This is a genomic window from Enterobacter cloacae complex sp. ECNIH7, from assembly GCF_002208095.1.
GTDB classification, from domain to species: domain Bacteria; phylum Pseudomonadota; class Gammaproteobacteria; order Enterobacterales; family Enterobacteriaceae; genus Enterobacter; species Enterobacter cloacae_M.
The window spans coordinates 2,668,399-2,686,952 of the sequence record NZ_CP017990.1 but is presented as its reverse complement, the minus strand read 5'-3'; the positions used below and the strand labels follow the sequence as shown (position 1 = coordinate 2,686,952).

Below are 18,554 nucleotides of genomic sequence, written 5' to 3'. Positions count from 1 at the left end.
TACATAATACGAACGGAGGCGTCCATTCACAAAAAATTTTAGAATTGCCAGCTTCTATGTCTGATATCGTTTAATAACCGGAAGTAACAAAATCAAAGACTAACAGTCCATATGCGAATATCCTAATTTAGCAAAGGTAATTAGCATGAGGATATTCTGAAAAAAAGATACATAAAAAGTCGTTTTTGAGCAGCGGTACTGTTAAAACTCTGCTTTCAAGCAAACCCTTTTGTATATATTTGACTCATATCGCGGGAATTATCTTAGCCATGTCGTTTTAAGGTGCAGTTTTTATATCTGTAAGGTGGTTAAGCTGAATAAGAGTGCGTTTTTGGTGTTAACGCCGATTCGGGATCCACCCGCACTCCAGCCAGAGTCTCTGTCAGAGCATCAGGTATATCAACGGCTCTTGCTGCTCTGAATTCCGCAGCCGTGCCGAGAATCCAAACGCAGCACGGTTTAATGACTGAGGTCATAAAAAGAGGCGGTATTTTGGAGAAAAGGTTTTGAGAGGTTTTGAGGCAAACGAAAAAGATATATATTCCAGTCCGTTAAATTCACTTACACCTTCTGAGTTCAGAGGCTTATTCATGTCATGGCACGCCTTCAAACAGACTTACCTGGTTAAGTTCTGGTCACCTGTTCCGGCCGTTATCGCGGCAGGCATTCTCTCTACCTACTATTTCGGCATCACCGGCACCTTCTGGGCCGTGACCGGCGAGTTCACCCGCTGGGGTGGTCAATTGCTACAGCTCGCTGGCGTGCATACCGAAGAGTGGGGTTACTTTAAACTCATTCATCTGGACGGCACGCCGCTCACCCGCATCGACGGGATGATGATCATCGGCATGTTCGGCGGCTGTTTCGCGGCGGCGCTGTGGGCAAACAACGTTAAGTTGCGGATGCCCAAAAGCCGCATTCGTATAATGCAGGCGGTAGTCGGCGGTATCATTGCCGGGTTTGGCGCCCGCCTGGCGATGGGCTGTAACCTGGCCGCTTTCTTTACGGGGATTCCTCAGTTTTCGCTTCACGCCTGGTTCTTTGCTGTCGCCACGGCCATCGGCTCTTACTTCGGTGCAAAATTCACCCTGCTACCGCTGTTCCGCATTCCGGTGAAAATGACAAAAGTCAGCGCAGCGTCTCCGTTAACCCAGAAGCCAGACCAGGCGCGTCGCCGTTTCCGCCTCGGTATGCTGGTCTTTTTGGCTATGGTCGCCTGGGCGCTTTGCACTGCAATGAATCAGCCCAAACTCGGCCTGGCGATGCTGTTCGGCGTGGGTTTTGGTCTGCTCATTGAACGCGCGCAGATCTGCTTTACCTCCGCGTTTCGCGATATGTGGATCACCGGCCGTACGATGATGGCAAAGGCGATTATCGCCGGGATGGCGGTCAGCGCCATCGGTATCTTCAGCTATGTTCAGCTCGGCGTCGAACCGAAAATCATGTGGGCCGGTCCTAACGCGGTCCTTGGCGGCCTGCTGTTCGGCTTCGGGATCGTGCTGGCTGGCGGGTGTGAAACCGGCTGGATGTACCGCGCCGTTGAAGGTCAGGTGCATTACTGGTGGGTGGGCCTGGGAAATGTTATCGGCTCGACGATCCTGGCTTACTTCTGGGACGATCTGTCTCCGGCGCTTGCCACGAGTTGGGACAAGGTAAACCTGTTGAACACCTTCGGGCCTCTCGGCGGCCTGCTGGTCACCTACGCCCTGCTGCTGGTCGCTTTTTTACTGGTTGTCGCGCAGGAGAAACGCTTCTTCCGTCGCGCGAGTGTTAAAACAGAAACCCAGGAGAATGCTGCATGAAAGAGATCGTGCCCGATTACCGTCTGGATATGGTCGGTGAACCCTGCCCTTATCCGGCTGTTGCCACGCTTGAAGCCCTACCGCAGCTCAAAAAAGGGGAAATTCTGGAAGTGGTCAGCGACTGTCCGCAGTCCATCAACAACATTCCGCTGGATGCGAAAAACCACGGCTACACGGTGCTGGATATCCAGCAGGATGGCCCGACCATTCGCTATTTGATTCAAAAATGATCGCTAAGGGCCTCGCGAGGGGCCTTTATCGTATTGAATTATAAGACATCTTGATCCACGGCAAAAACGCGTTTTTTGACTTAAGTAAAATCTCACTTCCCTTTTGAAGGAGGTTTTCGCGGTTTGATGTATTTACGAGCTTTACTGGTTTTCGCCTTATTGATTCCCTTCCATGCGCTGTCCCTGAATTTCTCTTCTACCTTCCTGCGCCTTAATTGTCCGCAAAGAGGACTTGTCGAGGTCATTCTGCACGTTTATGACCATACCCAGGAACGATGGCACGGCCATTTTGAAACCGGCGCGGGACATAAACGTGCAGGTGATACCGAAATCATCCCGTTTGCCAACGGCGATATTCTCTTTCATTCCCTGTCCAGCGACGCTTTCAGCTATTTATATGATGGAGAAAATATCCTGAGGCACTGCGTAAAGCTTGATGAGCGGCCGGTTTATCCGTCGTTTTGAAGTGAGCAAAGCAAACTGGCCACCCTGTGGCCAGTTTGACGGGGGATTAGAAACGATAACCCGCAGAGAACATAAACACCCACGGATCCAGGCGAGTATTGATACTTTGCTGCTGACCGCCCGCTTTGAAGCGTACGTCCGTATCAATATCCATGTACCAGACCGAGGCGTTAATCAGCCAGTCGCGGTTAATCAGATAATCCAGACCGACCTGCCCCGCCATACCCCATGAATCTTTCAGGCTAAGGTCAGTCAAGCCGGCCTCTTTACCGGTATCGTTAAACTTCTCGTCGAAGAAAGTGGTGTAGTTCACACCGGCGCCAATATAAGGACGCACCTTGCTGTTGGCATCACCAAAGTACCATTGCGCCATCAGCGTTGGCGGTAAATGGTGAACCGTAGCGATATCACCGGTTGCGCCCAGACCTACGCGATGACGGAACGGCGTTGCAGCCAGAAGCTCAACACCAACGTTTTCCGTCGCCATATAGGTGAACGTTAACCCTAACTGGGTGTTATTACTGACGTTAAAACCGCCCATACCCAGCACGTTATCCGATCCTTCAGTCGGGCGAACCGTAGCCGAACCGGCACGAATAAAGAATTCGCCTGCTTCATGCGCATACGCGCCGCCAGAGAGACTGCTTAATACAAGGGCTGCCACCGCTAATTTTTTCATATCCGCTCCATCGTTGTGGTTTTAATCGCGGATGAGAATATACTCACAAATGAGTAATAAGTGATCTGCTACAGATCACATTAAAACCAGTAACTTAACATTCATTGATCTGGATTAATTTTTTGTTGCACACCCAAAAGCGATAAGTTGTTTCCATGTCAATTTTTGGCATTTCACGGTTACAAAATTTTCCCTTTTCCCCCTCTTGCTCTTCCTCTGGCGGCTGGATAATTTATCGCTCTCACAAGTTGATTTGATGCGTTCTTCTTTAGCAGGTGTGCCATGAGTGATATCAACCCGTGCATGACGTGCGGAGCCTGTTGTGCGTATTTTCGAGTCTCTTTCTACTGGGCCGAAGCCAGCGATGGCGGCGGTACCGTTCCGGTTCATCTCACAGAGCCGCTAACGCCTTTTCTGCGCTGCATGAGCGGCACAAACCAAAAGCAGGCCCGCTGCGTGGCGCTACAGGGCGAGCCCGGGGTCTCTACCAAGTGTTCCATCTATGAGGATCGGCCCAGCCCGTGCCGGGAATTTGCCATGTCGGGGGAGGATGGGCAGGTCAACGAAGCCTGCAATCGCGCCCGGGCGCGCATTGGATTACCTCCGCTTTACAAAGATATGCTTTTCCATACAAGCCTTGATGCTGCCACAGCAGGTGCATCCGGTGTACAATTGCCGGCTAATTAACACCTGCAATACTCAAGGAGAGTGCATGTCTATCACGGCGAAGTCTGTCTACCGTGACACGGGAAACTTTTTCCGCAATCAGTTCATAACCTTTTTACTGATCGCGTTGCTATGTGCCTTTATCACGGTGGTGCTGGGCCATGCCTTCTCACCGAGTGATGAACAGATTGCCAGCCTGAGCCAGGGCGACCACCTCGCCGGAAGCGTGGGGCTGTTTGAACTGGTGCAAAACATGACGCCGGAGCAGCAGCAGATTCTGCTGCGGGCGTCTGCCGCGTCAACGTTCTCAGGCCTGATTGGTAATGCGGTTCTGGCGGGCGGCGTTTTGCTGATGATTCAGCTGGTCTCGGCGGGTCACCGGGTCAGCGCCTTACGGGCGATTGGTGCGAGTGCGCCAGTCTTACCTAAGCTGTTTATCCTGATCTTTTTAACCACCATGCTGGTGCAAATGGGGATTATGCTGGTCGTGGTGCCGGGCGTGTTACTGGCTATCGTGCTCTCATTTGCGCCTGTGATGGTGGTGCAGGATAAGATGGGGATTTTTACCGCGATGCGCAGCAGCATCAGACTGGCATGGGCGAATATGCGTCTGGTGGCTCCCGCCGTGATCGGCTGGCTGCTCGCCAAAACGCTCCTGCTGTTGTTTGCACCGAATTTTGCGGTATTAACGCCGAACGTTGGCGCGGTAGTGGCGAATACGCTGAGCAATCTGATTTCAGCGTTACTGCTGGTCTATCTGTTCCGCCTGTATATGTTAATTCGTCAGTAATCCTGAGGCGGGCGGCATCGCTGCCACCCGCCCCGTTCAGAAGATGGAATCACAGAATGAAGCAGTTTCTTGATTTTTTACCGCTCGTGGTCTTTTTTGCTTTTTATAAGCTGTATGACATTTATGCCGCGACCACTGCGCTGATCGTTGCAACGGCTGTTGTTCTGATCTACAGCTGGGTTCGCTATCGTAAAGTCGAAAAGATGGCGCTGATAACGTTCGTCCTGGTCGCCGTGTTCGGCGGGCTTACGCTGTTCTTCCACAATGATGAATTTATTAAGTGGAAAGTGACCGTCATTTATGCGCTGTTCGCTGGTGCATTGTTAATTAGCCAGTGGGTCATGAAAAAACCGCTGATCCAGCGCATGCTGGGCAAAGAGCTGACGCTGCCTCAGGAAGTCTGGTCCCGTTTGAATATCGCCTGGGCGGTCTTCTTTATTCTCTGTGGTCTTGCCAATATCTATATCGCCTTCTGGCTGCCGCAGAATATATGGGTCAACTTCAAGGTCTTTGGCCTGACTGCGCTGACCCTTATCTTCACGCTGTTAAGCGGCGTATACATCTATCGCCACATGCCGCAAGACGACAAGCACTGATTAATGACTGACCAGAACGTCAACGACAGGCGTTCTGGTCTATTCTCTCCACTGTAAAATCATAGTAGCATCCCGCCTGAAGTCTTCCGTTACGAGTTAAAACAATGACAACAACTAACGCCCCGCAGGGCGAACTGGTTTTACGCACACTGGCAATGCCCGCTGACACCAATGCCAATGGCGATATTTTTGGCGGCTGGCTGATGTCGCAGATGGATATGGGCGGCGCAATTCTGGCAAAAGAGATTGCCCACGGGCGCGTGGTGACTGTGCGAGTGGACGGCATGACCTTCCTGCGCCCGGTTGCGGTGGGAGATGTGGTTTGCTGCTACGCGCGCTGCGTCAAACGCGGCAACACCTCTATTTCAATCAACATCGAAGTATGGGTTAAGAAAGTCTCTTCTGAACCTATTGGGCAGCGTTATAAGGCCACCGAAGCGCTGTTTATTTATGTCGCAGTGGACAGCGAAGGCAAGCCTCGTCAAATTCCGCAGGCCTGATTGACAGGCAAAAAAAAGCCTCCATCAGGAGGCTTTTTTTATTCCATTTGCGCCCCGCCGTTCAGGCGGAAAACAATATTCACAATCAGTCCGTTGCCCGGTTTCCCGGCCTCATAGCGCCATCTGCGCATCGCCGATTTCACTTCGCGCTCAAACATATTAGAAGGCTGAGCGGACAAGATTTCCACGTTATCCACGCGGCCATCGGCAGTAACGTCAAATTTAACCCGTACGCGGCCTTCAATACGCAAGGCCTGCGCTCGCGCCGGATACTGAGGCTGGTTGCGACTCAGCGCGCGCGGACCCGCAGGGGCACTGATTGTCGGCTTAGGCGCGGCTACGGTGTTATTCATCACCGGACGCGAAGGCGCCGCATTCTCCACCGTCTGGGTCGCGCGCGGTTCAACCGGACGTTCCTCGCGTTTCGGACGCTCCTCGACCTTCTTCACCGGCTTTGGCTTCGGTTCAGGTTTGTGGATCACTACCGGGGCTTCCTTCGGTGGCTCCGGAACGGGCTCGGGTTCTGGCTCAGGCTCTGCCACCGGCTGCGGCGGTGGAGGGGCAACCTGCGGCGGCTCGAGATCCGCTGGCGATACCATCGTCACGGAAATCGGCTGCGCGGGCGCGGGCATTTCAATAACCTGATGAACCGAGGTATACAGCAAACCCGCCACAACGGCACCGTGAATCACGACAGAAAGCAGCGTCGGCCAGGGAAAGCGGCGAGGTAAATCAAGGGTCATCGAAGTCATATTCATCAACGTTAAAAAACCGAACCCTGATTTTAAATGCAAATAGCAATCATATTCAATAAGACACTTTGTTCTGGCGCAACTTTAGCGCCTGAGAGGCCAAAAAAGGCGCATTCAGATCAGGGTATTAACATTGTTTTTATTTTACATTGCAGTCGTTTGCCCTTTCACATAACGTAACTGACACTTTTACCGGTTAAGGAGCTTCGCCGTGTTTTACGTGATTTACTCTGAAGATGTTGCTGATTCGCTCGAAAAACGCCAGTCCGTGCGCCCTGCGCACCTTGCACGTTTGCAGCTGCTCCAGGATGAAGGCCGTTTACTGACCGCTGGCCCCATGCCCGCAGTAGACAGCAACGATCCGGGCGCCGCCGGTTTTGCCGGCTCCACTGTGATTGCTGAGTTTGAATCTCAGGAAAGCGCTCAGGCATGGGCTGACGCAGATCCGTATGTTGCCGCAGGTGTGTATGCGAAAGTAACGGTCAGACCGTATAAGAAAGTGTTCTGATACCAAAGCGGCTCCGAAAGGAGCCTTTTTCATAGTAGAGGTTACGCATCTCTGCGCCGGGTAAACTGTTGCTCCGTTATAAGGGTTCCCCACTGATCGCCCTCCCACTCTTTGGCGAGCGTAAATCCAAACGATTCGTATAAACGTCGTGCGGCGCTCAGCTTATTGAATGTCCAGAGTTGCACGGCAGAAAAACCCACGCTGTCGCAAAAGCGCATCGCTTCGGTCAGCAGTTTTTTCCCCACGCCGTGTCCCCGACAGCCATCATCAAGAATAAACCAGCGAAGATGGGCTTCACTCGGCGCCAGATCCTCGCCATCGATTGCCACCGAGCCGACAATTTTATCGTTGAGCACTGCCAGCCAAATCTGGTTACAGGGCTTCTCCAGTCTTTCACTGAACTCGGCCAGCCCTGAAGCCACTTTGGCCTCGAAGAAGCGACCAAAGTTATGTTCCCGCGAATAATAGCTGCCATGCATCTCCGCAATACGGCCAATCATGCCGGGGATATACCCCTGCACTATCTTCAGCTCGTCGGGCTGCATATCGTTGCCCGCCTCGCGGCATGCCAGCAGCGCGTTGGCATAAAGGGAGAGCCCCTCAGAGATGGTTTGCTGCTGGGCAGGAGCAAGACGCTTTATTGCTGTGACCACGCGCTCATTGCTGAAGGCATTAATTTTGCTGACCGTCTCGTGACCTTTCGCGGTCAGCCTGAGGCTCTTCGCTCTCGCATCTTCAGCTGAAATGACCTCCTCGAGCTCACCCGCGGCAATCAGACGAGCAAGCATACGGCTGACGCTGGACTTATCCAGCCCCAGCAGCTGCACCAGCTGACTCGCCGTCATCTCTTTGCGTAGGGCTATTTCGACCAGGGTATGGACGGCCGACGATGAGTAATTCGTTGAGGCCAGGGTAGACCCCATAAAACCTAACTCTCGCACCATCAGGCGCGAGGAACGTCGAATAACACTGACTACCGGGGTTTCGCTGTGCATGTTGTGTCCTCATCATTTAGTTGTACTATACAACTAAATGATGAGGGATTGTCAAACAGAATTAAAAAGGCTCCCTCAGGAGCCTTTCAAACCATCAATGCAGCGACGCTAGCCTCGCCGCAAACCCGACAAACAGCAGCCCTATGAGCCCGTTCCCCAGCTTTGCCAGTTTCTTTTTCGTTTTCAGATAACGCGTCACAAACGCACCGGAGAAGATCAGGAAGCTCATGTACATAAAGCTTATTAACTCCAGCGTCGTCGCGAGGATCAGGAAAGAAGTGCCGGTGCTCTGTGCATTCACGTCAATGAACTGAACGAAGAACGATACGTAGAACAGGATCGCTTTGGGATTGGTCAGGCTTAATACCAGCGAACGTTTCATGATCATACTGGCCGGTTCAGGGCCGCTCTCATGGGCATTTTTCTGGCGGTTCACCACTGACCAGAGCATTTTGCCGCCCAGCCAGAGCAGATAGAAGGCTCCGAGATAGCGCACGATATTAAACAGTACCGGCGTGGTCTGGATTAATGCCGCGACGCCCGCCCAAGCCAGAAACATCAGCACCGCATCGCCGATAAATACGCCCGTGGCGGCAAGATACCCTTTTTTAACGCCGTGACCGATCCCGGTTTTTAGCACAAACAGGGTATTCGGCCCTGGCACCAGCACGATAAAAAATGCGCCGACAACATACGTCCAGAAATTCAGTACGCCAAACTCCGCAAACACTCCTCCCTCCTTTTGCTAAACACAACAGGAATATCGCTGCAAATACGCTATTCCTAAAAAATCAGACGCTATAAAATCAGCGGGCACCCGTTACGGTGCCCTCATGGTTTCAGATATCCTGGACTGCGAACAGCAACGCATTGCGGTGCCTGGTCAATCCACATTTTCTGATGGCGTGAATACGCATATTGCGGCGGGATTGAGCTTCCAGCCAACGAGCCTTGCGACGACTCACCTGTCGCAACATGCGCCAGCGCCCTACTTCTGTTCTACTGCGCTTCATGTCTACAACTCTTTAACTAACAGAGTCGCCATTATAAACCCAACCCGGCAGCAAACCAGCGCTTTTACCTGGCGTTTTTATTTGCCAGATGAATCCTGATGCGTACACTCATAACAATACGCTTTCAAAAGGATTTTTTTACCTATGACAACCTTCTACACCGTGGTGAGTTGGCTGGTCATTTTGGGATACTGGCTGTTAATCGCGGGTGTGACATTACGCATCCTGATGAAGCGCAGAGCCGTACCCTCTGCCATGGCCTGGCTTCTGATCATTTATATCCTCCCGCTGGTGGGAATTATTGCCTATCTCTCTTTCGGCGAGCTTCATCTGGGTAAACGCCGCGCCGAGCGGGCCCGCGCCATGTGGCCCTCCACCGCGAAGTGGCTGAACGACCTTAAAGCCTGCAAACATATTTTTGCCGAGGAGAACAGCAGCGTCGCCTCCTCACTGTTTAAGCTGTGCGAGCGCCGTCAGGGGATTGGCGGCGTCAAGGGCAATCAACTGCAGCTGCTGACCTCGTCCGACGACGTCATGCAGGCGTTAATCCGCGATATTCAGCTGGCGCGTCATAATATCGAGATGGTTTTTTATATCTGGCAGCCCGGCGGGATGGCTGACCAGGTCGCTGAGTCGCTGATGGCCGCCGCGCGGCGCGGCATTCATTGCCGCCTGATGCTTGACTCCGCGGGTAGCGTGGCATTTTTCCGTAGCCCCTGGGCGGGCATGATGCGTAATGCCGGGATCGAAGTGGTTGAGGCGTTGAAAGTGAATCTCCTGCGCGTATTTCTGCGCCGGATGGATCTTCGTCAGCATCGCAAAATGATCATGATCGATAACTATATTGCCTACACCGGCAGCATGAATATGGTTGACCCGCGCTTCTTCAAACAGGACTCGGGCGTAGGTCAATGGGTTGATTTGATGGCGCGAATGGAGGGGCCGATTGCCACCTCGATGGGCATCGTTTATTCCTGCGACTGGGAAATAGAAACCGGCAAGCGTATTCTGCCGCCACCGCCGGACGGCAATATTATGCCGTTTGAAGAGGCCAGCGGTCACACCATTCATACCATTGCTTCCGGGCCGGGCTTCCCGGAAGACTTAATCCATCAGGCGCTGCTGACGGCAACCTACTCGGCGCGTGAATATCTGATCATGACGACGCCCTACTTTGTCCCCAGCGACGACCTCCTGCACGCGATCTGTACCGCCGCGCAGCGCGGTGTCGATGTGAGCATCATTTTGCCACGCAAAAATGACTCCCTACTGGTGGGCTGGGCCAGCCGGGCATTCTTTAGCGAACTGCTGGCCGCAGGGGTGAAAATTTACCAGTTTGAAGGCGGATTGCTCCACACCAAGAGCGTTCTTGTCGACGGTGAGCTGAGCCTGGTGGGAACGGTCAACCTGGATATGCGCAGCCTGTGGCTAAACTTTGAAATTACGCTGGTCATTGATGATGCCGGCTTTGGCGGCGACCTTGCGGCGGTGCAGGATGATTATATCTCCCGCTCGCGGCTGCTGGATGCCAGACTGTGGGTAAAACGTCCGATGTGGCAGAGAATTGCCGAACGACTGTTTTACTTCTTTAGTCCGTTGCTGTAAAACGTGCCCAACGATGTTAAACAGGTAGTCATCATGGAAATGGATCTGAACAATCGCCTGACCGAAGACGAAACGCTCGAGCAGGCCTATGACATTTTTCTCGAACTGGCGGTTGATAACCTCGATCCCGCAGACGTGATCCTCTTTAATCTGCAGTTCGAAGAGCGCGGCGGCGCTGAATTGTTCGACCCTTCAGAAGACTGGGCTGAGCATGTGGATTTCGACCTGAATCCTGACTTCTTTGCCGAAGTGGTGATTGGGCTGGCCGATGAAGACGGCGGCGAAATTAACGATATTTTCGCCCGCGTCCTGCTCTGTCGGGAAAAAGACCACAAGCTGTGCCATATTCTCTGGCGCGAATAATAAAAAAGGCTGCGATTGCAGCCTTTTTTATTTACTCCGGTAATTCACTGCCGCAGCGGTGACAAAACCGCGCGTCGTGTTCATGTTCACCCTTCTGGCAATGAGGACATTTGCGCTGTTGCTTGCGGCTCTGAAACGCGCTGCTCATGTGTGTGGTAATAAGTCCCGTCGGGATGGCAATAACCGAATAGCCAATCAAAATCAGCACGGACGCTACGATGCGCCCCAGTGGCGTATGGGGCGTAATATCACCGTAACCCACGGTCGTGACGGTCACAATGGCCCAGTAGACGGACGCATTGAGCGTCGTAAAGCCATATTTAGGCCCTTCTATTAAATACATCAGCGCGCCAAAAACAATCATGACGATGGCAATAAACGAGTAGAACAAAATAAGCTGATGGCGGGCGCTGACGATCGCACTCCAGAACACGCGTAATGATGGCATAAAACGCAGTAATTTCAGAATACGTAATACCCGAATCACGCGCATCGCTCGCCAGGCAAAGACATAACTCAGGCTAATCTCCGGCCACAGCCACATAACATAGAGCGGCAGGATGGTGGCTAAATCGATAAATCCCCAGAAGCTGAAAACATATCTGGCCGGGTTGGGCCAGGCTATTACCCGCAGGAGATATTCAGCGGTAAAAACCAGGGTAATCGCCAGCTCAAGCCAGACAAAGATATGCCATTCGTCAAACGTCAGGTGGTATTGCGTCCCGGCACCCGATTCAATAAAGATGACAACCACGCTGAGGAGCGCAAATAAACCGCACAGACCTTCAAAGCGTCGCCCGGAAACCGTTTCAGGATCGAACAAAAAATGATATAGCCGCCGACGGGCTAACGTGAATAAACGCGACACAGTTACCTCGCAAAAAATAAGGGCTGACATCATGTCAGCCCTTGCGATTATAACGGGTCTACTTTCAGGCAGGAAACCGCATGTCGGAAGCTGCCTTCGAGAACCGGTCGCGTTTGAGCACATTCCGGCCCGGCCATCGGGCAGCGCGTGCGGAAGACGCAGCCTGACGGCGGGTTAATCGGCGAAGGTAATTCCCCTTCCAGAAGCTGGATGGTTTTATTCTTTTCCAGATCCGGATCGGGGATCGGCACCGCGGACATCAGCGCTCTGGTGTATGGGTGCAATGGATTATGGTACACCTCGTCATAGGTGCCCAGCTCCACGGCATGCCCCAGATACATCACCAGCACGCGGTCAGAGATGTGTTTCACCACGGCCAGGTCATGCGCGATGAAGATCAGCGACAGCCCCATTTCGCGCTGCAGCTTCTGCAGCAGGTTAACCACCTGCGCCTGAATGGAAACGTCCAGTGCGGAAACCGGCTCATCGCAGATAATCAGCTTCGGTTCGAGGATCAGCGCACGGGCAATACCAATACGCTGGCACTGACCGCCGGAGAACTCATGCGGATAGCGGTTGATGAGGTTCGGCAACAGGCCGACTTTCATCATCATCGCCTTCACGCGGTCGCGCACTTCCTGACGAGACATCTTTGGATGATAGGTCCGCAGCGGCTCGGCAATAATCTCGCCGATGGTCATACGCGGGTTTAATGATGCCAGCGGATCCTGGAAAATCATCTGGATATCGCTGCGCACCTCGCGCCACTCGTCGGGCTTCATGCCCAGCAGATCTTTACCCAGCCAGGCCACTTTACCGTCGGTGGCTTTGACCAGACCGATAATGGCTCGCGCAAAGGTCGATTTACCGCAGCCGGACTCTCCCACCACGCCCAGGGTTTCCCCTTCGTACAGGCGCAGCGTGACGCCGTCCACCGCTTTAAGGGTCTTCGGTGGCTGCCAAAACCACTGTTTGCCGTCTTTGATGTCGAAATGCACTTTAAGATCGGCGATTTCGAGCAGCACGTTGCGTTTTTCATCTAAAGCGTTCATACCAGCTCCTCCTGCGGCTTAAAGCAGGCGCGCAGACGGCCTGGTGCAAACTCTTCCAGCGGCGGAGCGCTGTTACAGATTTCCATCGCGTGCGGGCAGCGCGGCTGGAACGGACAGCCTTTCGGCAGACGCAGCAGGTTTGGCGGGTTGCCCGGAATGGTGAGCAGGGATTCCCCTTCCGCATCAAGACGGGGTACCGCGTTCAGCAGACCAATGGAGTACGGGTGCGCAGGCTGATAGAAGACATCGCGCGCTTTGCCATATTCCATGGTACGACCGGCATACATCACCAGCACTTTGTCGCAGATGCCTGCCACCACGCCCAGGTCGTGGGTGATCATGATAATCGCCGTGTTGAACTCGCGCTTCAGCTCGTTCAACAGGGTCATGATTTGCGCCTGAACGGTAACGTCCAGCGCGGTGGTAGGTTCATCGGCAATCAGCAGCTTTGGCCGGCACAGCAACGCCATTGCAATCATCACGCGCTGACGCATACCGCCAGAAAACTCATGCGGGAACATGCGCATACGCTTACGCGCTTCCGGCATTTTCACCGCGTCCAGCATTTTGACCGACTCTTCAAAGGCTTCCGCTTTGCCAAGGCCTTTGTGCAGCATCAGGACTTCCATCAGCTGCTCGCCTACGCGCATGTACGGGTTCAGCGAGGTCATGGGATCCTGGAAAATCATCGAGATCTGCTCAGCGCGCAGCTTGTTCAGCTCGTGCTCCGGCAGGTTAAGGATTTCACGACCGTTGAATTTCGCAGAGCCGCCAATCACGCCGTTAGCAGCCAGCAGGCCCATCAGCGCAAAGGCAGTCTGGGATTTTCCGGAACCGGATTCCCCCACGATCCCCAGCGTTTCACCCGCGCGCAGGTTGAAGTTGGCTAAATTTGCCCAACGCGCCGAAAATGTAAAGTTAGCTTTATAACTAAGCTCTTGAGCTAAATTAAGCCACTGTTTTTTTTGTTTTTAATGTGGAATTTATCTGGTTACGCTCATTAACACTGAATTTAAGTCGTTACAGCTTACCGGATCATAGTTAATCTGATTTTGGTCCTTTGACTTTCAACGACCTGAACGGTATCCTTACCTAACTCTATATTGTGTTTCTGTATATAGCTAAAAATCAAAATTTTACTCATTTTACCTGTTGTAAGGATAATTTCTGTAATGAGCTTTAAGCCGCATTAGTTTAACCCCCTTCATTTTGGATCGCTCAGATCCGTTCGTAGTATCTACCCTTCGGTAGCTTTTGTTGTACCTCCATAAATCTAATATTGATTCGTCACGTTGACGAAAAAGCTCTTGTCTTTGCACATCTGTGTATATGGCTAGCGTTAGCTTTTGTTATTGATTTAATTTTAATCAGAGTGAGTAACATGATTCAAACCATGAAAAAAGAGTGGTTCTCCAATATACGCGGAGATCTGTTAGCCGGTATTGTGGTAGCGCTGGCGTTAATCCCTGAGGCAATTGCCTTTTCTATTATTGCAGGTGTCGATCCTAAGGTCGGCCTATATGCTTCATTCTGTATCGCTGTGGTTATTGCCTTTACTGGTGGCCGTCCTGGCATGATCTCTGCCGCAACAGGCGCGATGGCACTGTTAATGGTGACCTTAGTAAAGGAACATGGCCTTGAGTATTTACTCGCGGCGACCTTATTAACCGGTGTGCTGCAAATTGCTGCGGGTTACTTAAAACTCGGTAGCTTGATGCGTTTCGTCTCCCGCTCTGTGGTGACGGGTTTTGTGAATGCACTGGCGATTCTGATCTTTATGGCCCAGTTGCCCGAACTGACCAATGTGACTTGGCACGTATATGCGATGACGGTAGCTGGCCTCGGTATCATTTACCTATTCCCACTCATCCCTGTGATTGGTAAATCCGTACCTTCGCCTCTCGTGTGTATTGTCGGATTAACGCTTTTTGCGGTTTATATGGGGTTAGATATTCGTACTGTCGGCGACATGGGACAACTGCCTGATACTTTACCTATTTTCCTCTGGCCTGAAGTGCCCTTGACCCTTGAAACTCTGATGATCATCTTCCCTTACTCGGCCGGCCTTGCCGTGGTGGGCTTGCTGGAATCTATGATGACCGCCACCATAGTTGATGACTTAACCGATACCCAAAGCGATAAGAATCGCGAGTGTAAGGGCCAAGGTATTGCCAATATCGGCGCGGGTTTAATGGGCGGTATGGCTGGTTGCGCTATGATTGGTCAGTCGATCATCAACGTTAAATCGGGTGGTCGCGGACGTTTATCATCCTTCGCTGCAGGCGTTTTTTTACTTGTGATGGTGGTGTTTTTAGGAGAGTGGTTAAAGCTTATTCCTATGGCGGCACTGGTTGCCGTGATGATCATGGTGGCTATCGGTACATTCTCTTGGGATTCAATCCGTAATCTTAAGCATCATCCTATGTCAACCAACCTTGTGATGGTGGCGACGGTTGTGGTCGTGGTCGCTACCCATAACTTAGCAATTGGGGTATTTGTAGGTGTATTACTCGCGTCCCTATTTTTTGCTAATAAAGTGGGACGTTTTATGGTGGTTAAGAGTACAACGACTGCTGCTGACACTGGTCGCCATTATCAGGTTATTGGACAAGTCTTTTTTGCTTCATCAGATAAGTTCAGTAATTCATTCGATTTTAGGGAAGTGGTTGATAAAGTGACTATCGACTTATCTCAAGCACATTTTTGGGATATTACCGCGGTATCGGCCCTCGACAAGGTAGTGATTAAATTCCGCCGCGAGGGGACTGAGGTTGAGTTGATTGGCCTTAACGAAGCCAGTGCCACCATAGTCGATAAATTTGGGGTACACGATAAGCCAGAAGAAGTTGAAAAAATGATGTCTGGTCACTAAGCCATTAGCAACACAACAACAAAGGAATAAAACGATGACAAATGTGATTGCTTGTATTGACGGTTCAAATGTGACATCCGCTGTATGTGATGCCAGTGGCTGGGCCGCCTTTCAACTGAATGCCCCTGTAATCCTATTACATGTATTGGATAAGTCAGCCTATCCGATAGAGTCAGATCTGTCGGGAAATATTGGCCTAGGTACACGGGAGCACTTGCTCAATGAAATGGTTGAGCTCGAAGCGCGCCGGGGCAAGCTGGCACTCGAGCAGGGTAAGTATATGTTGCAAGATGCGCAAACGCGCATCGTGGAGGCACAACCTGCAGTCGTGGTTAAAACCTTGCAGCGTCACGGCGATTTAGTCGAAACCCTGTTAGAGCAAGAATCCCATGCCAGATTGGTGGTGATGGGGCGTCAAGGGGAGCAACATCAAGATCAAGCGCAGGCGATTGGCAGCCATCTAGAAAACGTCATTCGCACAGTTAAGCAGCCTATTTTAGTGGTGATGACAGAGTTTGAAGCACCGAAACGATTTATGATTGCCTACGATGGCAGCATTACTGCGAAAAAAGCCCTTAATCAAGTGCTAACAAGTCCACTCTTAAAAGGGCTTGAATGTCATTTGGTGATGGTGTCTGATGCTCAATCACAGGCGACAGCAGAACTGGCGTTGGTGACCGAATCTCTGATGGCGGCGAATTTCAATGTGGTTACCGCTGTTTGTCAGGGAGAAGTTCAAACGGCTCTTGAGATCTATCAACTTGAGCATCACATCGATCTTATGGTGATGGGGGCCTACGGCCATTCGCGGATAAGAGAGTTTTTTGTGGGAAGCAATACCACAAAGATGATCAGTAAAAGCCATATCCCATTATTATTATTGCGCTAACAGCTATTGATATTGCACTAATCAGTATCCAAGACGCTGGTTAGTGCATAGTAATAGAGATAGGTTCTGACGCTTAAGTTTGGAGGTGAAATGAACGAGCAGCTAAAGCAACAACTGCATTTACAGTTACAGCAAATGCTGGAAAGTTTGTTAGCGCAGATTGCAGCACAAACGAGTGATGTGCAAGTTGTCGAACTTGACCAATCACGACTCGGACGTCTTTCACGTATAGATGCATTGCAAGGACAGCAAATGGAATTAGAAACTGCGAGACGCAAGCAGCATCAGTTACAAGTTATTGAAGGTGCATTATTGCGCATAAATAGCGATGAATATGGCAGCTGTTTTGTCTGTGGTGAAGATATCGATTTGAATCGGCTTATGTTTGATCCTACCGTGACTCGCTGCATTAACTGTTCGTAGAAATATTAATGTTAGGCTAAGGCTCTTTAGATAAGGAAAATTTATCATACCTATTGATGTTACGTTAATACAGTAAGGCTAATTTTAAACGTCAATACATACAATAGTCAGTATCAATCACGTTTTATATTTTCCATAATCTCGCAGCTCTTTAACATCTATCGAGTAGGGGGAAACAATTGATTGCTTAACTGAATTTATTGCCCGATAAATAGAAGCTTCTCCAAGGTGATACTCCTTGGCAAGCTGACCAATAGTGGCCCCCTCAGCTCTTTTATCATAAATTGCTTGTTTTAAGGTGTCCGTAAGTTTTACAGGCCTACCAAATTTAACTCCATTTTCATGTGCTTTTGCGATACCTTCAGCTTGCCTCTCTGTCCGCAAGTCATTTTCAAACTCAGCAATAGCAGCCAACATATTGAACATGAGTCTCCCAGTCGAAGTGCTCGTATCAATGTTCTGATCGATAACGAGCAAATCAATACCTTCACTTTGAAAACGCGAAGCAATCTGGGCTAAGTGGACGACTGAGCGAGCAAGACGATCGAGTCGGGTTACCACTAGGGTATCCCCTTCACGTAAATAACTCATGCAAGATTGAAATTCAGACCGTTCAGCCGTCCTCCCACTGCGTTTTTCTTGATATATCTTATTGCACTCAGCTCGATGTAACTTGCCCAGTTGCACTTCTAAGCTTTGACCCGTGGAACTCACTCGAGCATAACCAACTTTGGACATAAATCACCATATCTCTTTAAAGGTTTTGATAATGCACTTATGATAGTAGTTTTGATAGGTAATAACCAGAGCTATCAAATAGTATACATTTTGATAGGGTGCATTTTTGACTTTTATCGCCCAACTGGTGTAAATTGAGCGAATCGAACGATTCGTTTAAAGGTGATAAATGAACACTCTTTCAGCCAATGAAGCAAAAATTCACTTTGGAGATTTGTTGCTCAAAGCTCAACAAGCTCCAATCCAAATTAATAAAAATGGCAAGCCTGTGGCCGTTGTTATTTCAGCTGATGCATACCAAAGTATCGAGACACTAAAATTACATTTGCTTCAATCCAAAGCGGTGAAAGCCATAACTGACATCAAAATGGGCAATTTGGTTGATGGTAATACCTTTTTTGATGAGCTGGCCGCAGGGCAGTATGACTAATGCCGGTAACTTATCATTTAACGCCCGATGCACAATCTGATCTGATAGGTATTCACCGCTTTACGTTAGCCCAATGGGGAACGACTCAGTCGAAGACCTATTTATCAGGACTTAGACAAACGATTCAACTGCTGGCTGAAACACCCACCCTTGGGAAAAATAGACCCGAGGTACGCATGAATGTGTTTAGCTTCCCTTATTCAAGTCATGTCATCTATTACATCCAACATGAGCATCAATTCGTTGTATTTGGGATCTTACATAAAAGTATGGTTCCACTTGCACATCTCGCGGAGCGGGAAATTATTTGATGTAGTG

At 50.7% G+C, this 18,554-nt stretch carries 23 protein-coding genes and 1 pseudogene; 15 read left to right on the top strand and 9 right to left on the bottom strand.

Going from position 1 to position 18,554, the window contains the following annotated elements; genetic code table 11:
* Positions 1 to 590: 590 nt before the first annotated feature.
* From yedE to WM95_RS13255, 3 genes are all read left to right on the top strand, one after another.
* Positions 591 to 1,802 carry a selenium metabolism membrane protein YedE/FdhT gene (yedE, locus tag WM95_RS13265; RefSeq protein ID WP_063409346.1) on the top strand — a complete coding sequence of 404 codons (1,212 nt, stop codon included), beginning with the start codon at positions 591 to 593 and terminating at the stop codon, positions 1,800 to 1,802.
* The gene (yedF, locus tag WM95_RS13260; protein WP_003856774.1) at positions 1,799 to 2,032 is read left to right on the top strand and encodes a sulfurtransferase-like selenium metabolism protein YedF; all 234 of its coding nucleotides are present in this window, start codon (positions 1,799 to 1,801) and stop codon (positions 2,030 to 2,032) included. Before yedE ends, yedF begins: the two co-directional genes overlap by 4 nt.
* Positions 2,033 to 2,158: 126 nt before the next feature.
* A complete protein-coding gene (locus WM95_RS13255) occupies positions 2,159 to 2,497 on the top strand; it encodes a hypothetical protein (RefSeq protein ID WP_047174179.1) in 339 nt (112 codons plus the stop codon).
* Positions 2,498 to 2,543: 46 nt separating this feature from the next.
* On the opposite strand, the gene ompW is transcribed toward WM95_RS13255, so the two are convergent.
* On the bottom strand, positions 2,544 to 3,176 hold the full coding sequence (gene ompW, locus WM95_RS13250; protein WP_063409347.1) for an outer membrane protein OmpW: 633 nt from the start codon (positions 3,174 to 3,176) through the stop codon (positions 2,544 to 2,546).
* A 282-nt stretch (positions 3,177 to 3,458) separates the two neighbouring features.
* Here ompW and WM95_RS13245 point away from each other — a divergent pair, with 282 nt between their 5' ends.
* The 4 genes from WM95_RS13245 (at position 3,459) to yciA (ending at position 5,728) form a co-directional block, all read left to right on the top strand.
* Positions 3,459 to 3,863, top strand: coding sequence for a YkgJ family cysteine cluster protein (locus tag WM95_RS13245; RefSeq protein WP_063409348.1), 405 nt, complete (start codon positions 3,459 to 3,461; stop codon positions 3,861 to 3,863).
* A gap of 25 nt (positions 3,864 to 3,888) precedes the next feature.
* Positions 3,889 to 4,632: a YciC family protein gene (locus WM95_RS13240; RefSeq protein WP_063409349.1), complete on the top strand. Its 744-nt coding sequence runs from the start codon at positions 3,889 to 3,891 to the stop codon at positions 4,630 to 4,632.
* 56 nt (positions 4,633 to 4,688) lie between these two features.
* Complete coding sequence (locus tag WM95_RS13235) at positions 4,689 to 5,228, top strand: septation protein A (RefSeq protein WP_023312088.1); 540 nt, start codon at positions 4,689 to 4,691, stop codon at positions 5,226 to 5,228.
* Positions 5,229 to 5,332: 104 nt separating this feature from the next.
* Complete coding sequence (gene yciA, locus WM95_RS13230) at positions 5,333 to 5,728, top strand: acyl-CoA thioester hydrolase YciA (protein ID WP_063409350.1); 396 nt, start codon at positions 5,333 to 5,335, stop codon at positions 5,726 to 5,728.
* A 38-nt stretch (positions 5,729 to 5,766) separates the two neighbouring features.
* On the opposite strand, the gene tonB is transcribed toward yciA, so the two are convergent.
* The gene (tonB, locus tag WM95_RS13225; protein ID WP_063409351.1) at positions 5,767 to 6,471 is read right to left on the bottom strand and encodes a TonB system transport protein TonB; all 705 of its coding nucleotides are present in this window, start codon (positions 6,469 to 6,471) and stop codon (positions 5,767 to 5,769) included.
* A 220-nt stretch (positions 6,472 to 6,691) separates the two neighbouring features.
* On the opposite strand from tonB, the gene WM95_RS13220 reads away from it, so the two are divergent.
* On the top strand, positions 6,692 to 6,988 hold the full coding sequence (locus WM95_RS13220) for a YciI family protein (protein WP_023312090.1): 297 nt from the start codon (positions 6,692 to 6,694) through the stop codon (positions 6,986 to 6,988).
* Between the two features lie 41 nt (positions 6,989 to 7,029).
* Here WM95_RS13220 and WM95_RS13215 read toward each other — a convergent pair whose 3' ends face one another.
* The 3 genes from WM95_RS13215 to WM95_RS13205 all read right to left on the bottom strand — a co-directional run bounded on the left by WM95_RS13215 (position 7,030) and on the right by WM95_RS13205 (position 8,996).
* Positions 7,030 to 7,983, bottom strand: a complete 954-nt coding sequence (locus tag WM95_RS13215) for a helix-turn-helix domain-containing GNAT family N-acetyltransferase (RefSeq protein WP_063409352.1) — start codon at positions 7,981 to 7,983, stop codon at positions 7,030 to 7,032.
* A gap of 94 nt (positions 7,984 to 8,077) precedes the next feature.
* Positions 8,078 to 8,713, bottom strand: coding sequence for a leucine efflux protein LeuE (gene leuE, locus WM95_RS13210; RefSeq protein ID WP_023312092.1), 636 nt, complete (start codon positions 8,711 to 8,713; stop codon positions 8,078 to 8,080).
* A 109-nt stretch (positions 8,714 to 8,822) separates the two neighbouring features.
* Positions 8,823 to 8,996, bottom strand: coding sequence for a YciY family protein (locus WM95_RS13205; RefSeq protein WP_086379783.1), 174 nt, complete (start codon positions 8,994 to 8,996; stop codon positions 8,823 to 8,825).
* A 144-nt stretch (positions 8,997 to 9,140) separates the two neighbouring features.
* Between WM95_RS13205 and cls the strand changes: the two genes are divergently transcribed.
* Positions 9,141 to 10,601, top strand: a complete 1,461-nt coding sequence (cls, locus tag WM95_RS13200; RefSeq protein ID WP_029741729.1) for a cardiolipin synthase — start codon at positions 9,141 to 9,143, stop codon at positions 10,599 to 10,601.
* A gap of 33 nt (positions 10,602 to 10,634) precedes the next feature.
* Entirely contained in the window at positions 10,635 to 10,964 is a 330-nt protein-coding gene (locus tag WM95_RS13195; RefSeq protein ID WP_006810881.1) for an HI1450 family dsDNA-mimic protein, read from the top strand.
* Positions 10,965 to 10,995: 31 nt separating this feature from the next.
* On the opposite strand, the gene WM95_RS13190 is transcribed toward WM95_RS13195, so the two are convergent.
* From WM95_RS13190 to WM95_RS13180, 3 genes and pseudogenes are all read right to left on the bottom strand, one after another.
* The gene (locus tag WM95_RS13190; protein ID WP_047741773.1) at positions 10,996 to 11,865 is read right to left on the bottom strand and encodes an ion transporter; all 870 of its coding nucleotides are present in this window, start codon (positions 11,863 to 11,865) and stop codon (positions 10,996 to 10,998) included.
* A 14-nt stretch (positions 11,866 to 11,879) separates the two neighbouring features.
* Positions 11,880 to 12,884, bottom strand: coding sequence for a murein tripeptide/oligopeptide ABC transporter ATP-binding protein OppF (gene oppF, locus WM95_RS13185; RefSeq protein ID WP_045355902.1), 1,005 nt, complete (start codon positions 12,882 to 12,884; stop codon positions 11,880 to 11,882).
* A pseudogene (locus WM95_RS13180) lies at positions 12,881 to 13,777 on the bottom strand (ABC transporter ATP-binding protein); the annotation flags it as partial. The pseudogene WM95_RS13180 and the gene oppF, both read right to left, overlap by 4 nt.
* A gap of 488 nt (positions 13,778 to 14,265) precedes the next feature.
* Here WM95_RS13180 and WM95_RS13175 point away from each other — a divergent pair.
* The 3 genes from WM95_RS13175 (at position 14,266) to WM95_RS13165 (ending at position 17,068) form a co-directional block, all read left to right on the top strand.
* Positions 14,266 to 15,756 carry a SulP family inorganic anion transporter gene (locus WM95_RS13175; RefSeq protein ID WP_011787801.1) on the top strand — a complete coding sequence of 497 codons (1,491 nt, stop codon included), beginning with the start codon at positions 14,266 to 14,268 and terminating at the stop codon, positions 15,754 to 15,756.
* 34 nt (positions 15,757 to 15,790) lie between these two features.
* Positions 15,791 to 16,645, top strand: a complete 855-nt coding sequence (locus WM95_RS13170) for a universal stress protein (protein WP_011787802.1) — start codon at positions 15,791 to 15,793, stop codon at positions 16,643 to 16,645.
* 90 nt (positions 16,646 to 16,735) lie between these two features.
* Complete coding sequence (locus WM95_RS13165) at positions 16,736 to 17,068, top strand: TraR/DksA family transcriptional regulator (protein WP_011787803.1); 333 nt, start codon at positions 16,736 to 16,738, stop codon at positions 17,066 to 17,068.
* A gap of 117 nt (positions 17,069 to 17,185) precedes the next feature.
* On the opposite strand, the gene WM95_RS13160 is transcribed toward WM95_RS13165, so the two are convergent.
* Positions 17,186 to 17,806, bottom strand: a complete 621-nt coding sequence (locus WM95_RS13160; RefSeq protein ID WP_011787804.1) for a recombinase family protein — start codon at positions 17,804 to 17,806, stop codon at positions 17,186 to 17,188.
* A gap of 169 nt (positions 17,807 to 17,975) precedes the next feature.
* On the opposite strand from WM95_RS13160, the gene WM95_RS13155 reads away from it, so the two are divergent.
* Positions 17,976 to 18,236, top strand: coding sequence for a type II toxin-antitoxin system Phd/YefM family antitoxin (locus WM95_RS13155; RefSeq protein ID WP_011787805.1), 261 nt, complete (start codon positions 17,976 to 17,978; stop codon positions 18,234 to 18,236).
* Positions 18,236 to 18,547, top strand: coding sequence for a type II toxin-antitoxin system RelE/ParE family toxin (locus WM95_RS13150; protein ID WP_011918375.1), 312 nt, complete (start codon positions 18,236 to 18,238; stop codon positions 18,545 to 18,547). The genes WM95_RS13155 and WM95_RS13150 overlap by 1 nt, the downstream gene beginning before the upstream one ends.
* Positions 18,548 to 18,554 lie beyond the last annotated feature (7 nt).